The 15,071-nt window shown below is 43.9% G+C and carries 12 protein-coding genes; 6 read left to right on the top strand and 6 right to left on the bottom strand.

The window, feature by feature from the left end; genetic code table 11:
• Window positions 1-254: 254 nt before the first annotated feature.
• Complete coding sequence (locus D2U88_RS09055; RefSeq protein ID WP_235855762.1) at window positions 255-3,044, top strand: outer membrane beta-barrel protein; 2,790 nt, start codon at window positions 255-257, stop codon at window positions 3,042-3,044.
• 409 nt (window positions 3,045-3,453) lie between these two features.
• On the top strand, window positions 3,454-3,816 hold the full coding sequence (locus D2U88_RS09050) for a hypothetical protein (protein ID WP_147378574.1): 363 nt from the start codon (window positions 3,454-3,456) through the stop codon (window positions 3,814-3,816).
• Window positions 3,817-4,116: 300 nt separating this feature from the next.
• On the opposite strand, the gene D2U88_RS09045 is transcribed toward D2U88_RS09050, so the two are convergent.
• Genes D2U88_RS09045 through D2U88_RS09025 form a run of 5 tightly spaced genes read right to left on the bottom strand, consistent with a single transcriptional unit; the run spans window position 4,117 to window position 7,261 of the window.
• Window positions 4,117-4,905 (bottom strand): TPM domain-containing protein, encoded by a 789-nt coding sequence (locus tag D2U88_RS09045; protein ID WP_119640030.1) that lies wholly within the window; start codon window positions 4,903-4,905, stop codon window positions 4,117-4,119.
• Window positions 4,886-5,323 (bottom strand): TPM domain-containing protein, encoded by a 438-nt coding sequence (locus D2U88_RS09040; protein WP_119640029.1) that lies wholly within the window; start codon window positions 5,321-5,323, stop codon window positions 4,886-4,888. The genes D2U88_RS09045 and D2U88_RS09040 overlap by 20 nt, the downstream gene beginning before the upstream one ends.
• A gap of 11 nt (window positions 5,324-5,334) precedes the next feature.
• Window positions 5,335-5,934, bottom strand: coding sequence for a LemA family protein (locus tag D2U88_RS09035; RefSeq protein ID WP_119640028.1), 600 nt, complete (start codon window positions 5,932-5,934; stop codon window positions 5,335-5,337).
• A 20-nt stretch (window positions 5,935-5,954) separates the two neighbouring features.
• Window positions 5,955-6,284, bottom strand: a complete 330-nt coding sequence (locus D2U88_RS09030; RefSeq protein ID WP_119640027.1) for a MerR family transcriptional regulator — start codon at window positions 6,282-6,284, stop codon at window positions 5,955-5,957.
• Window positions 6,284-7,261, bottom strand: coding sequence for a M23 family metallopeptidase (locus D2U88_RS09025; RefSeq protein ID WP_119640026.1), 978 nt, complete (start codon window positions 7,259-7,261; stop codon window positions 6,284-6,286). The genes D2U88_RS09030 and D2U88_RS09025 overlap by 1 nt, the downstream gene beginning before the upstream one ends.
• A 102-nt stretch (window positions 7,262-7,363) precedes the next feature.
• Here D2U88_RS09025 and alaS point away from each other — a divergent pair, with 102 nt between their 5' ends.
• From alaS to D2U88_RS09005, 4 genes are read left to right on the top strand one after another with little or no spacing between them, the layout of a single operon-like run.
• Window positions 7,364-9,976 (top strand): alanine--tRNA ligase, encoded by a 2,613-nt coding sequence (gene alaS / locus D2U88_RS09020; protein WP_119640025.1) that lies wholly within the window; start codon window positions 7,364-7,366, stop codon window positions 9,974-9,976.
• Complete coding sequence (locus tag D2U88_RS09015) at window positions 9,976-10,956, top strand: GSCFA domain-containing protein (protein ID WP_119640024.1); 981 nt, start codon at window positions 9,976-9,978, stop codon at window positions 10,954-10,956. The genes alaS and D2U88_RS09015 overlap by 1 nt, the downstream gene beginning before the upstream one ends.
• Window positions 10,957-11,571, top strand: coding sequence for a DUF4230 domain-containing protein (locus tag D2U88_RS09010; RefSeq protein ID WP_119640023.1), 615 nt, complete (start codon window positions 10,957-10,959; stop codon window positions 11,569-11,571).
• Window positions 11,572-11,626: 55 nt separating this feature from the next.
• A complete protein-coding gene (locus D2U88_RS09005) occupies window positions 11,627-13,309 on the top strand; it encodes a M1 family aminopeptidase (RefSeq protein ID WP_119640022.1) in 1,683 nt (560 codons plus the stop codon).
• Here the strand turns inward: D2U88_RS09005 and D2U88_RS09000 are convergent.
• Entirely contained in the window at window positions 13,306-15,057 is a 1,752-nt protein-coding gene (locus tag D2U88_RS09000) for an aromatic amino acid hydroxylase (protein WP_119640021.1), read from the bottom strand. The genes D2U88_RS09005 and D2U88_RS09000 overlap by 4 nt on opposite strands.
• Between the last annotated feature and the right edge of the window lie 14 nt (window positions 15,058-15,071).

Genomic DNA, 15,071 nt, shown 5'->3' with positions numbered 1-15,071 from the left:
AATTAAATTATAGAAATGGTACAACAATATAGCCAAAAATAGGTACGGGGACCCGGTAAGTTGATAAATGGGGTGTTAGGATTTACGAACGTTTTTTCAACAATGGATGCCCGACATATCATTTTTGTGATTTTTTTAAGCTCTTGGTTAATTTTCATTGAAATTTTCTCAAAGTTTCGTTAAAAGGATCGCTATTAAAATTTCAATGCAATACTTTGGTTCACTGCTAAGTCAATCAAAAAACAAACTGCCATTTGAAAAGAATTTACTTCTACCTCGTTTTTGTTTCCCTCTTTCTTTCTTTTTCTTCAATGTCCGGCCAAGAATTTTTGGTCAAGGGCAAAATTGTGGATGCCGCTACGGGAAACCCCATTGAAGCGGCAACGGTATATGCCGAGACCATTAAGGATAGCACTTTGGTCACCTACACTATCACCAACGCGGATGGATTTTTTGCCTTGGAAGGAAAGACCGCGTACAAAAGACTCCGGTTGGCCTTTTCGTCCAACGGTTACCAATCCGTGGCCCAGGAAGTGGAGCTTAAACCCGAAGTCAACCTTAGTGTTATAAAGCTGGAAGAGCGAGTGGAACAGCTTGCGGGCATCGATGTGATCGGGGAACGGGTTCCCATCACCATTAAAAAAGATACGTTGGAATTTAATGCAGACTCCTTTAAGGTCAGGCCCGATGCAACCGTGGAGGATGTGCTAAAAAAGCTGCCGGGAGTGGAAGTGGACAGTGATGGAAAGATTACGGTCAACGGTAAGGAGGTGAACCAGGTTTTGGTAAACGGACAGGTATTTTTTAGCACGGACCCAAAGGTGGCCACAAAAACCTTGTCCAAAGATGTCATCAGTAAGATTCAGATTACCAATACCAAGACCAAGGAGCAGGAGTTTGTGGGGGAAGAAGGGGATGGCGAGACCAAGACCATCAACCTAACCCTCAAGGAGGACAAAAATAAAGGCTATATGGGGCGATTATCAGGAGGTTATGGAACGGATGACCGATATCAGGCCAATGGGCTGCTGAACTATTTCAACGATACCCAACGGATCAGCATACTGGGAAGTTCCAACAACATCAATAACCCGGGATTCTCGTTCGATGAAATCTATGAGATGGTAGGCAATTCCCGTGGAAGAGGCTTTAGTTTTAATAATAATGGAGGATTTGCCATTGGAAACCTTTCTTTTGGATTTGGACAGGGCATTACCACATCTTCTACCTTGGGGGCAAGCTATGCCGATCAGGATAAGGGCAAGTACAAGACTGATGGCAACTATTTTTATGCCTACAGCGATTCCTATAACAATGAAAAAACGTCTAGGGAGAACATTTTGCCCGATGGAAGTTATTTTACCGATACCGAATCCAGTTTTGTAGGCTCCACCATTTCCAATCAAGGGTCCGCCAATTTGGAGTTTGATGTGGACAAGACCACAAGGATTACCATTCAGCCCAGTTTGAGCGTGAACAATACCAGTTCAACGGATTCGGATAATACGGTCTCTACCGATGAAGATGGGAATTTGATCAACAGTAGTACCAGTCTGCAGACCACTGACGGTTTCCAGCGAACCTTTAGCAATCGGCTCGAGATTATGAAAAAACTGGATACCTTGGGGAGTTATGCCCGGGTTTATTTTGATAACAACAATCGGGTGAACGATTCCGAGTCGTTTCTGAATGCGCAACGCAGTATTTTTGGGGACAATCCAAGCGAACAGGTACAAGATCAGCAAACCACCATCGATAATGCCAATGATTCCTACGAGTTGGGTGCATCTTACCGACATGCCTTGAACAAGGACCTCTATCTGGATTTTAGATATAGCTACAACAACAATGAACAGAGCAACGAACGATCTGTTTCGGATTTTGATGAGGTAACCGGGGACTACGTCTTCAATTCCTCCTTAAGTTCCGATTTTAATTTCAACGTGGACAAACATGTTCCAGAAGTCGGATTTGGATCCAACGGAAAAAAGTTCCGATTCAACCTTAGGGCAAGGATTGAGCAGATTGGCTTGGACAACGAAGATTTCATTCAATCAACTACCTTTTCAAAGGATTATAGCAATCTTTTGTTCAACTCGTACGCCAACTACGATATTGGAAACGGCAAAAGGTTTAGTGCCCATTATAACACCAATTTGAATGTACCTTCGGTAAACCAATTACAGCCTGTTCCAAATGTGAGCAATCCGTTGAACATTATTGTGGGTAACCCCAACTTGGGTCCTGAGATTACCCATAATCTCTACCTGAACTACAACAATTACAATTGGAAAGACCGTACGGGAATATTCTTGTACTCTGGAATGACCTTTGAAAAGGACAAGATTGTTTCCAGTACAACGACGGATGAGAACTTTATCCGGACGACCAACTATCAAAATGTGGCAGGAAACTATAGAGGATGGGCCGGAATAAGTTATTCGAAACAGATCAAAAAGGATAGCCTATACACTTTGAAGTTTACCATCAACCCATATGCCAATATCAGTAGACAGGTCGGATTTACCAATGGAAGTAGGTTGGAGGCCAAAACACTGAACCTAAATCCTAGGATCGGTCTTATGTTCAACTACAAAGAGATGATAGAATTGGAGCCCGAATACAGATTGGGCATCAACGCTACCCGTTACAATCTCGACAATGTGGCCAACATTGATTACATTACCCATAACCTGGCCTTTAAATTGACGACCTTTTGGCCAGAAAATTTGGTCTGGGGGAATGACATTACCTACAGTTATAACGGTAATTTGGGCGCTGGGTTCGACAAGGATGCCATTTTTTGGAACATGAGCTTGGGACTTCAAATGTTCAAAAAGAAGGCTACTTTGAAAGTATTGGCCTTTGACCTGCTCAACCAGAACATCAACTCCCAGCGAACCACGGGACAGGATTTCATCCAGGATTATCAGGGAACCGTGCTAAAACGTTACTTTATGGGAAGCCTTACCATCAAGTTCGATTCCTTTGGGGGTAAAGGTGCCCCGGAAAAAGGAGGAGGTCCTAGGTTTATAAGGTTTTGATTGTTTGTGAGTTTTTTAATGGAGGAAAGTATATTATGGATTGTATTCTTGCGGTAGGTCCTCTCCTTAAAATTTAAATAAGTGATTTTTAATCTTTTAAACTGTAAATGTAGACCGATTAACCGAATTCTGAACCGTATTCAAATCGGTATATCAGTAGGTTTTGCCTACGGATGTTTCATTTTCATGGATTTAGTCTTTTTTGCATATGCAACGATGCAAAACTTGTAATAACATACATTTGGGTTATGATGAATACTAGGATTGCATTAACAAAAATGGAGGTGCGGCCCCAATAACCAATAAAGGATGTTAATATGAAAGCAAGCGTATTTTTTTTACTTACATATTGTTTAGTAGTTGTACTAAACAACAACCTAAATCTCTAGTCAAAAACTTTATAGATGAATTGATTATCTCTGGCGAAGTTGACAAAATCGATGAATATTTAGATTTAGGTGAAGATGTCAAATCAAAACCAGAATATTTGACTTTTTTCAAGGAAAACTTCATGTCTCTTAAGAATACAATGGTAGAAGGATGTAACTTGGACTATGAAGTGTTAACTATGAACGAAGCTAGAGATTTGAACGTTAATGATATAGTCCAATACGAAAAGAATTATTCAAAATTCGAACAAGTTTACTTTGTTGTCTGTAATGGGAAAATAATTTTGCCCATTATTGAAAAAGACAATAGAATAATTTCTTTTCAAAGTAGTATGCTCAAAAAATTGGAACATGATTATACCCCATTTCTTTTAAATCAATAACGAATTAGCTTTAATCAGCTAAAAAAATTGGAGATATAAAAATAGTTTTTTCAACTATTGACCCAAGTTTGAGTGCTGTGCAATTAACCAGATTGCACGGCATTCCTTTTTTTAATTTAGATTATAAATCCGATTATTAAATTGACCGAGGTGGTTTCCAACAAAATACTTTCAGATAGATTTTTGATTTTTATCGTACTATTTTTTTTTGAACGAATTATCAATGACTTAATTTCAATTTTTTTCGGAGCTGTGAATTACCATTTGCAATACTTTGGTGTTGGCGTCGTGGTAGGACGATTACCATCCACCCGAGGCTCCTCCGCCTCCAAAGCCGCCTCCGCCGAAGCCGCCACCAAAACCGCCTCCGCTGAAGCCGCCACCGCTGCCAAATCCACCGGAAGAACCAGAACTTCGACCCATATTGCTCAAAATGATCATGTCCCAAATGTCGAGTCCACCGCCCCGGCGACCTCCTTTGCCTCCGCCACCTTTGTTTTTCCTGCTCCAAAGAATAATGAGGATCACGATGAAAATGATAAAGGGGAACAGCGCTTCAAAAGGGAAGCGTTTAGAGTTACCAAACGTGCGGTCCTCGCTGAACTCTCCTGTCAACACTTTAAAAATAGCGTCGGAACCTTTGTCAAGACCGGCATAATAGTCTCCTTTTTTAAACTCGGGGATGATGACGGATTCGATGATGCGTTTGGACATCAAGTCGGTAAGGGAGCCTTCCACTCCATAACCAGTATTGATGGCAATCCTTCGGTCATCCTTCGCCAAAAGAACCAGAACTCCGTTATCCTTGTCGGCCTGACCAATACCCCACTTGTGGCCCCATTGCGCTCCAAGATAGGTAATGTCCTCACCTTCGGTGGAATCGATGATGGCTACCACAATTTGGGTTGAAGTACTATCGGAATAGCGAATAAGTTTCTGTTCCAAAGCCCTTTTTTGGGAATTGGACAGAAGGCTTACATAATCGTATACACTGGTCTGTACCTTGGGTTTTTCAGGTATGGTGAACTGTCCCCAAGCCAATGAGACACATAAAAATGCCAGTATGAAACTACCCTTTGGAAATGGCATCGCTCAGTTCATTGGTATCGTTCTGGTTCCATGGAAAATGGGACTTCAGTTCCTTGCCCGCCATTAAAACCCCTTCTACGATTCCCTGTTTAAAATCTCCTTTTTTAAAATGAGAGGCCATCACATCCTTGGTAGTGTCCCAAAATCCATTCGGCACGGCACGATCAATTCCGCTATCGCCATAAATCACGAATTTTTTGTCGTCCACGGCCACATAGATCAACACCCCGTTGTTTTCCTTGGTGTTGCCCATTTTCAGAAAGTGAAAAATTTGTTGGGCCCTGCTAAAATGGTCTATTTTGGCAGAGGCCTCAATATGTACCCTGATTTCACCGGAAGTGTTCTTCTCGGCCTCAACAATGGCATTGATGATGTCCTGCTCTTCCTCGGCACTCAAAAATTCCTCTACGTGCGACATGTTCGACATGCTTAGTTGAATTCAAAGTTCACATCGGGGGCATTTTCGGCTCCTGGTTTGGAAGCGAAAAGTGCCATGGGGTCAAAATTGCCCAAGCTAGCCACAAAATTGGTGGGAATCTGTTGAATTTTGATGTTGTACTCCCCGGCCAAATCGTTGAAACGGTTTCGCTCTACATTGATTCTGTTTTCAGTGCCTTCCAATTGGGATTGTAGTTCCAAGAAGTTTTGGTTAGCCTTTAGATCGGGATAGCGTTCCACCGTGACCAATAATCTGGATAAGGCAGAGGAAAGGCCCGCCTGTGCTTCCTGAAATTGAGCCATTTGCTCCGGGGTGATGTTGTTCGCGTCTATAGTGGTGGAAGTGGCTTTTGCCCTTGCCTCGATGACTTCTGACAAGGTTGTACGTTCAAAATCGGCAGCTCCCTGCACGGTTTTTACCAAGTTCCCGATCAAATCGCTTCTACGCTGATAGGAACTTTCCACATTGGCCCATTGCTTGGTCGCTTGGCCCTTCATATCCACAAGTTTGTTGTTGGTGCTTACGTACCAACCACCAATAAGCACTGCGATAACGATCAGTACTATAATGGCGATGATGCCTTTTTTCATTTTCGTATGGTTTTAGTGTTTTATAGTTGTTCCTTAATTTTCAGGAGTTCGGCCTTTACTTTTTCCAGTTTTTGGATGACTTCAAAAGTGGAAAGCGCCTTTTGCTTTTCTTCCTTCAAATGGGTCTTGGCCCCTTCCAGGGTAAACCCACGTTCCTTCACCAGATGGTAGATCATTTGAAGGTTCTTGATGTCCTCAGGTGTAAATTTTCGGTTACCCTTCGCGTTTTTTTTGGGTTGTAGCACATCAAACTCCTTTTCCCAAAAACGGATCAGGGAGGTGTTCACCCCAAAGGCGTTGGCCACTTCACCAATGCCATAATATCTTTTTTCAGGAAGCTCTATGTGCATTAATCCAAGGATTGGTTCTCTTGATTGGCATGTTTGAGCATGTTCTCAAACTCTTCTGCTGTCAAACTTCCGTAGTAGAAGTTAATGGGGTTGATGCGTTCCCCGTCCTTAAAGATTTCGTAGTGCAAATGCGGTGCTTCGGAGCGCCCGGTACTGCCCACAAACCCAATGAGGTCACCACGTTTTACCTTTTGGCCCACGGTAACATTGTACTTGCTCAAGTGACCGTACAAGGAGATATAACCGTAACCATGATCGATTCGGATATGTTTGCCATAACCCGAAGATTTGTTGTCGGCACGAGTGATCTTTCCGTCTCCAGAGGCATAAATAGGAGTACCCCTTGGTGCGGTAAAGTCCATGCCCCAGTGCATTTTACGTGCCTTGGTGAAAGGATCGGAACGCCAACCATAACCGGAAGCCATCCTTGTAAGGTCTTCGTTATTAATGGGTTGAATGGCTGGAATGGCCGCTAATAATTTCTCCTTCTCTTCAGCCAATTTGGCGATTTCATCCAGAGATTTGGATTGAATCACCATTTGTTTTTGAATGATGTCCAACCGCTTGGTGGCATCGATGATAATCTCCGAGTTGTTAAAGCCTTCCAGCGATTTATATCGGTTGATTCCCCCGAATCCGGCCCTACGTTGCTCCTCGGGAATGGGATTGGCTTCAAAATACAATCGATAAATATTGTTATCGCGATCTTCGATATTGGCCAAAACCTGCTCCATCTGTTGCATCTTCTTGCTCAAAATATCGAACTGCAATTCGTAGTTCCTAACCTCACGCTCCAAAGAAAGTTCCTTGGGGGTATTCACCCAACGGGTGTTCAAAAGGATGATAAGACCAAGAAGTCCGAACAAGGCGGAACCCAATACAAATAGCAGGACATTCCTGTATCTTTTGGATTTCTTCGGTTCGATCTTTCGATAGGAAAGGGTGTCCGGGTCGTAATAGTACTTAACTTTAGACATGAATGGATTTTATCCTATTTTTGCTCACTCTTTTATCAAAACAGACAAATATAAAAATTGTTTTGCTTTAAGTGTTAAATTTAAGAAAACCCTAGGAATTCAATGACATCCCAAGAAGTTAGAGCCCAGTTTTTAAACTTTTTCAAAGAGAAGAACCATAAGATCGTTCCATCGGCCCCCATGGTCATGAAGGATGATCCCACCTTGATGTTCACCAATGCGGGTATGAACCAGTTCAAGGAATATTTCTTGGGAAATTCCGTGGCCAAGCACAAACGGTTGGCCGATACCCAAAAGTGTCTACGTGTAAGTGGCAAGCACAACGATTTGGAGGAAGTGGGGAAGGATACCTACCACCACACCATGTTCGAGATGTTGGGCAACTGGAGTATTGGGGATTATTTTAAAAAGGAAGCCATACAGTGGGCATGGGAATTGCTCACTGAGGTGTACAACATAGACAAGAATAGCCTATATGTTTCTGTTTTTGAGGGCAGTGAGGACGATGGCTTGCCATTGGATCAAGAAGCCTATGATCTTTGGAAAGCCATTGTGCCCGAGGACCGTATCATCAAAGGGAACAAAAAGGACAATTTTTGGGAAATGGGCGATCAGGGACCTTGCGGACCTTGTTCCGAAATCCACGTGGACATTCGTTCCAAGACCGAGAAAGCAAAAATTCCGGGAGCTTCTTTGGTGAACCAGGACCATCCGCAGGTAGTGGAAATCTGGAACCTGGTATTCATGCAGTTCAACCGGAAGGCCAACGGAAGTCTGGAACCTCTCCCTGAAAAGCATATTGATACGGGAATGGGCTTTGAGCGTTTGTGCATGGTGTTGCAGGGAGTGCAATCCAATTACGATACCGATGTATTCACGCCATTGATCCGTGAAATAGAGATCATTACAGGACACAAATACGGCAAGGATGAAAAAACGGATATCGCCATTCGGGTGATTGCCGATCACGTTCGCGCAGTTTCGTTTTCCATTGCTGATGGACAATTGCCAAGCAATACAGGAGCTGGTTACGTCATCCGAAGGATCTTGAGACGCGCCATCCGATACGGTTTTACCTTTTTAGATACCAACCAACCTTTTATCCATCGATTGGTGAAGGTATTGGGCGAACAAATGGGTACTGCCTTCCCAGAGTTGAAGGAGCAAAAACAGCTGATAGAGAATGTGATCAAGGAAGAGGAAAGTTCTTTCTTGAGCACGTTGGAGCAAGGTCTTGTACTTTTGGATTCGGTCATTACATCATCAAAAGGAAAGACCATTGATGGCGAAAAAGCTTTCGAATTATATGATACTTTCGGTTTTCCTATCGACTTGACTTCCCTGATTTTGGAGGAAAAAGGATATACGTTGGATGTGCAAGGTTTTAACAAGGCATTGAAGGCCCAAAAAGACCGTTCCCGTGCTGCATCCGAGGTTTCTAAGGATGACTGGACTGTGTTGATGACGGATTCAGAACAGGAATTCATCGGCTATGATAGTCTTGAAGCTAATGTGAAGTTGGTCAAATACCGAAAGATAACCAGCAAAAAAGAAGGGGATCAATACCAATTGGTGTTCAACCTAACACCATTTTATGCAGAAGGCGGAGGCCAAGTGGGCGACAAAGGTTATTTGGAAGCCCCGAACGGCGATGTGACCTATATTGTGGATACGAAAAGGGAAAACAACGAGATTGTACATTTTGCGGAATCACTTCCTGATAATGTAAACGAGACTTTCAAGGCGGTAGTGGACCATAAGCAACGTTGGAGAACAGCTTGCAACCATACCGCCACGCATTTGTTGCACCAAGCCCTTCGAGAAATTCTGGGTCCCCACGTGGAGCAAAAAGGCTCTGCGGTACATTCCAAATACCTGCGTTTCGATTTTTCACACTTTGCCAAATTATCTGTTGAAGAGTTGCGAAAAGTGGAAAACTTTGTCAATGCTCGTATCGATGGACATTTGGCCTTGGAAGAACACCGGAACGTACCCATCAAACAAGCGATGGAAGATGGGGCCATGGCCCTTTTTGGCGAAAAATACGGCGATACCGTACGTACGATTCGGTTTGGACAATCCATTGAACTTTGCGGGGGTACCCATGTGAAGAACACGGGCGATATCTGGCATTTCAAGATTGTGTCCGAAGGTGCCGTGGCAGCAGGTATCCGAAGGATTGAGGCCATCACTTCCGATGCTGTCAAGGAATTTTACTTTACGAACAACCGCATGTTGTTCGAGATCAAAGACCTGTTGCACAATACCCCAGATCCGGTGAAGGCTGTTGCTAGTTTGCAGGATGAAAATACCGCGCTCAAAAAGCAGGTGGAGCAATTGTTGAAGGACAAGGCCAAAGGGTTGAAAAACAATCTAATAGCCGAATTGAAGGAAATCAATGGAATCCAGTTCCTGTCCAAAAAAGTGGATTTGGATGCCGCCGGCATTAAGGATTTGTCTTTTGAGATAGGAGGACAAGTGGATAACCTCTTCCTATTGCTTGCTTCCGAAAGTGAAGGCAAGGCCTTGTTGAGCTGTTATATTTCCAAAGAATTGGTAGCTTCCAAAAACCTGAACGCTGGTACCATTGTCCGTGAATTGGGCAAATACATTCAAGGCGGTGGTGGAGGCCAACCTTTCTTTGCAACCGCAGGGGGTAAAAACCCTGACGGGATCCCAGAAGCTTTGGATAAAGTGAAGGCATATCTTTCTTGATGGAACTACAGACCAAAGTACCCTTACAACCAATAGATCATCCCATCGATTATCAGGGAAAAGTGCTGTTGTTGGGTTCTTGTTTTGTGGAAAACATAGGGGGCAAGCTGGAGTACTTTCAGTTTCCCCAATACCAAAATCCTTTCGGAGTGTTATTCCAGCCTTTGGCTTTGGAAAATTTGGTGAAACGTTCATTGGAAGGTACTTTTTACCATCCGGAAGAAGTGTTTTGTCAAGAAGGCATTTGGCGTTGTTTCGATGCACATTCAGAGGTGCGTTCCGATGACCAAAAAACCTTGGTGGAACTGCTCAACCAAAGGTTGCGACGTACCAGACAATGGGTGGAAAGTGCTTCCCACATCATCATCACTCTGGGTACGGCTTGGGTATACGAGCATAATGCTTCCCAAAAAATAGTGGCCAACTGCCACAAGGTGCCCCAAAGGGAATTCACTAAAAAACTACTTTCAGTAGATGCCATCCAATCCAGTTTGGAAAATCTGGTCAGTTTGATTGGCAAGACAAATCCCAACGCTAAACTCATTTTTACGATTTCCCCGGTTAGGCACCTGAAGGACGGTTTTGTGGAAAACCAACAAAGCAAATCACATCTGATTGCGGCATTGCATCAAATTGTGTCATCTCGAGCGCCCGCCTGCCGGACGGGCGGGCAGTCGAGAGGTGTGTCCTACTTTCCGGCTTACGAGATCATGATGGACGAACTCCGTGATTATCGTTTTTATGCCGAAGATTTGTTGCATCCCAATGCGTTGGCTGTGGATTACATCTGGGAAAAGTTCAAAGCGGTCTGGATTTCTTCCGAAGAATACCCTGTTATGGACGAAGTCGAAAGCGTTCGGAAAGGTTTACGACACCGACCCTTTAACCCAGGATCAGAGGCGCATCAGAAGTTCAAAAAATCGCTCAGGACAAAAATTACGTATCTTCAAGAAAGGTATCCTTTCATGAAATTCGAATAAATGAAGAAAATACTCATAGGCGCCGTGATTGCCCTGGCTTCGGTTTTGATCTATAGATCGTGTACTGATGACCGAGAGCAAAAGACCATTTTGCAGGAGAATTCCATGCTTATCCAGCAGGAACTCAAAAACGTTTCCAAGCTGGTCGTGACGGAAGGGCATTTTGCGGAAGTGTACAATTATAAAGATTCACGCGAACTTTTTGGTCCTTTGGTTACGGCCCAGAAAAAAGCTTTGGTGGTGGTAAATGCCGAGGTAATGGTAGTATATGATCTTTCCCAGGTCACTTATGATCTGGATGAGGAGAACAAGACCGTTAAGATTACGAACATTCCGGAACCTGAGATCAAGATCAACCCCGATTTTGAATATTACGATGTCACTGCCGATTACCTTAATCCTTTCAAAGCGGAAGATTACAATTTGATCAAGCGCAATGTAAATGCTTCCTTGATGAAAAAAATCGATGCCTCCACACTGCGATCCAATGCCGAAAACCGCTTGGTAAGCGAACTTTCCCGAATTTTGGTGCTTACCCATTCCATGGGTTGGACCTTAGTTTTTGAGGATACTCCGGTACAGAATATGGAAGAATTGGATCAAATTTTGGATTGAGCTGTCACATTTCCCATTTTTGTGCGTCTTTATATCTCATCAATCAATACAACCAATGTTTAAAAGAGCACTACTAACCGTCCTTTTAGCTACTTTTCTCTTTTCCTGTAATCAAAAACCCGAAGCTGATATCTGTTACACCATAACCCCGGTTAAGGTGGATAGTGTTTCCCAACTGAAAATCCACATGAGTATTCCTGCGGATACCAGTGGGGTGACCACCTTGTCCTTTCCCAATGAGGCTTGGGGGGAAGAAAATCTGTATAACACCTTGGGCGAAATGCGTTTGCTGAATGTGGAGGGTGTGGTGGAAAAGGATGCCGACAGTAGCCGTATTGTTTTGATGCATCCCAAGGATACCGAACAACTGGAATTCGAGTACTTTTTAAAACAGGATTTTGAAGGGGAACTCTCTACCCGTGCAGTGTACCGACCAGTCGTCAACCAGGATTATTTTCATCTGTTCTCACACAATATGTTTATGGTGCCGGAAAACGCCAAAGATCAATTGGATATTTCCTTGGATTGGACCAGTTTTCCAAAGGAATATACCATCCACAATAGTTTTGGAAGTCAGGAACGGGAACAGTTGTTAAAACATATGGACAAGGAACTTTTTGGGAGCGCTATTTTTGTGGGAGGAGACTTTAGGGTGCTTTCTGGGGAGATCCAAGGCAACCAAATCAGTTTGGCAACCCGCGGGGAATGGATTCCGTTCCAAGAAGAGGATGTGTTCCAGGTGCTGGAACAGACCTTGACCTGTCAGCGCAATTTCTGGAACGACCATTCACAGGAATATTTCACGGTGACCATGCAACCTTTTTCGCAGGAGACCGGAAGCAGTTTTCAAGGGACGGGGCTCACCAATTCCTTTGCCACCTCTATTTCCAACAACGATTTTACGGATATTGAACAGTTGGTGTACCTGTTCAACCATGAGCTGATGCATAATTGGATTGGTCATACCATTAAAAATGAAAATGAAGAGGAACAATATTGGTTTAGCGAAGGGTTTACCGAATACTATACCTTCAAAAATATTGCAACCAACAAGATCAATGGTCTATCCGGGGCTTTTTATATCCACGAGATCAACCGCACCATCCGGGATCTATATGCTTCCCCAGTGGTGGAGGCCCCCAATGCAGAAATCAACTATGATAATTTTTGGGGGAATCGGGATTATTCCAAACTACCGTATTGGAGAGGGGCGGTGTTTGCCTTCTATCTGGACCAGAAAATCCGTGAAACATCCAAAGGAAAACAAAGTTTGGATGATGTGATGCACCAGATTTATAAGGATGTCAAAGCCAACAATCAAAAACTGACCCATGCCTATTTCATTAAAGTGATGAAGGAATTTTTGGGTGATGATTTTGAGGCCTTTTTTCAAAAACATATTGAAGAAGGCATTAAGGTGGACCTTTACGGATTGTTTGATGAGTTGGGATTGGAGTACGACCCCATGAACGACATCTACGAATTGGGTTTTGAATTTACCGAAGACCGAAAGGAAATCCAAAGTGTGGTGGAAGGCAGTGCGGCCTGGAATGCAGGTTTGCGTGAAGGGGATGAGGTGTTTTCCCGTAGCATTTGGCAAGGTAGCATTGACCACGAAGTGGAACTCGGGGTAAAACGTAATGGAAAAACCTTGAAAATGGCTTTCTATCCCATCAAAAAAGCCATGGTGCCCCAACTGAAGGAAACCGAATCCAATATCAGAAAACTTGGCTTTTAGCTAACCAAGCTGGCATCTACCAGTTTGATACCATCGTCAATCAAATGGCCCACTTTCGGATTGTTGCGTTTGATGCTTTCCAAATGGTCCAATAGCTCTTTTTGAAAATGGTGGTCGTCACTCTGTTTAGCCAATTCATATAGTTCCACGGGCAATAGCCAATCCTCAGGGAATTCACTTTTGATGACCTGGAAAACCTTGTTTCGCGAGATGGTGGTGTTTGTACCTTCCCTAAAGTCCCGCACTTGCTGGTAATATTGCTCCAATTGCAACCTTTTGGCACTTTTCTTTGGCTTGATTGTGGTTTCGGTCAATTGATGCGTGATGAGGTCGAAACTATTGAGGTCGGCCGGACCGTTGTAGGCAGAAACCACACTTTGGCCAACGGCCATGTCGTACAATCCCCATTCCGGTTGGAACAGTATCTTGCCTTCATGGGTCACGGTACAATCCTTGAACGTGATGAGGATGATTTTGCCCATCAGATTGCGGGTACCGGTGATGATAGTTCCTTCCACTTTGATGCCCCCTTCAAATTCCAAGGAAATTTGCTCCCCTTCATAGATCTTATAAGCCTTCAAATCTCGGGGCCCCATATCTTCAATGGCGATGTTGATACCCTTCAATTTCCCGATGGGCGACCCAAAACCTTCCGCATGGTAAGCGGTGCTGTGTCCCACGAGTTCTTTTTCCCGATACGCCAAGGCTGTCGGGCCTTTGGTCTGGATATAGATAGGTTTGCCCTCATGCTCGATCACATTATGGAATTCCCCTGAAATTTGGAGTCCCGTGCTCAGCTCGATGGTACCCAACGCTTGGGAAGTGATCAATTTTTTGATGCCCAAAAGTCCACCTCTACGTACGGCCATGGTATTGGCAAAATCTTCCAACACTTGGCTCAAAAAGGCGAAATCAGGCGTTACGAACAATTGGGGTTGTGGTTTGGTAATGTCAAACTCGGTGCGGGCTGCTTCAATGGAGTAGGGGATTTTTTTCACTTGGTCCGTCATACACCAAGCACTTTCCCCAATGGAGGAAAGCAATCCCGCGCCATAAATTTTCGGATTTTCCACGGTACCTATCAAGCCGTATTCCACAGTCCACCAATGTAGGTTTCGGATGAGGGCCATTTCACTGGGTTCCCCCATATTTTCTTGCAGGAATTCAATATGCTTTTCGGCTTTTTCAATGTCCTCTTGGGGTGTACCATGGGCCTCTTTGATGATGGAAAGATGGCGCACCGCATCGTACAGTTCATAATCCTTGGCACTGGAAATGGCCTTGCAGCCAATCTCCCCGAAGCGCCTTAAATATTCCGCATATTCGGGATTGGCAATGATGGGTGCGTGCCCGGCCCCTTCGTGGATGATATCCGGGGCAGGAGTGTATTCAATATTTTCCAACTGACGGATATCCGAAGCGATCACCAACACATTGTACGCTTGGAATTCCATAAAAGCCGAAGGGGGAATAAATCCGTCCACGGCCACGGCGGCCCAACCAATTTCCTTCAGGATGCGGTTCATGCCGTACATGTTCGGAATCTGGTCTATGGAAATGCCCGTTTTCTTCAATCCATCCACATAGGAACTGTGTGCCACTTGGCTCAAATAATCCACATTTTTCCGCATCACATAACGCCAAACGGCTTGGTCAATGGCCGTGTAATCTTCATAGTTCTGTGGTTTGATGAACTGTTTGAGGTGCTTGGGCAGTTTGTCCAGTATGGGATTGGATTCGTAACTCATTTGTGCATTTTTAT

This window comes from Flagellimonas aequoris (assembly GCF_003584165.1).
GTDB classification, from domain to species: domain Bacteria; phylum Bacteroidota; class Bacteroidia; order Flavobacteriales; family Flavobacteriaceae; genus Flagellimonas; species Flagellimonas aequoris.
This window is presented reverse-complemented; position numbering and strand designations above follow the sequence as displayed.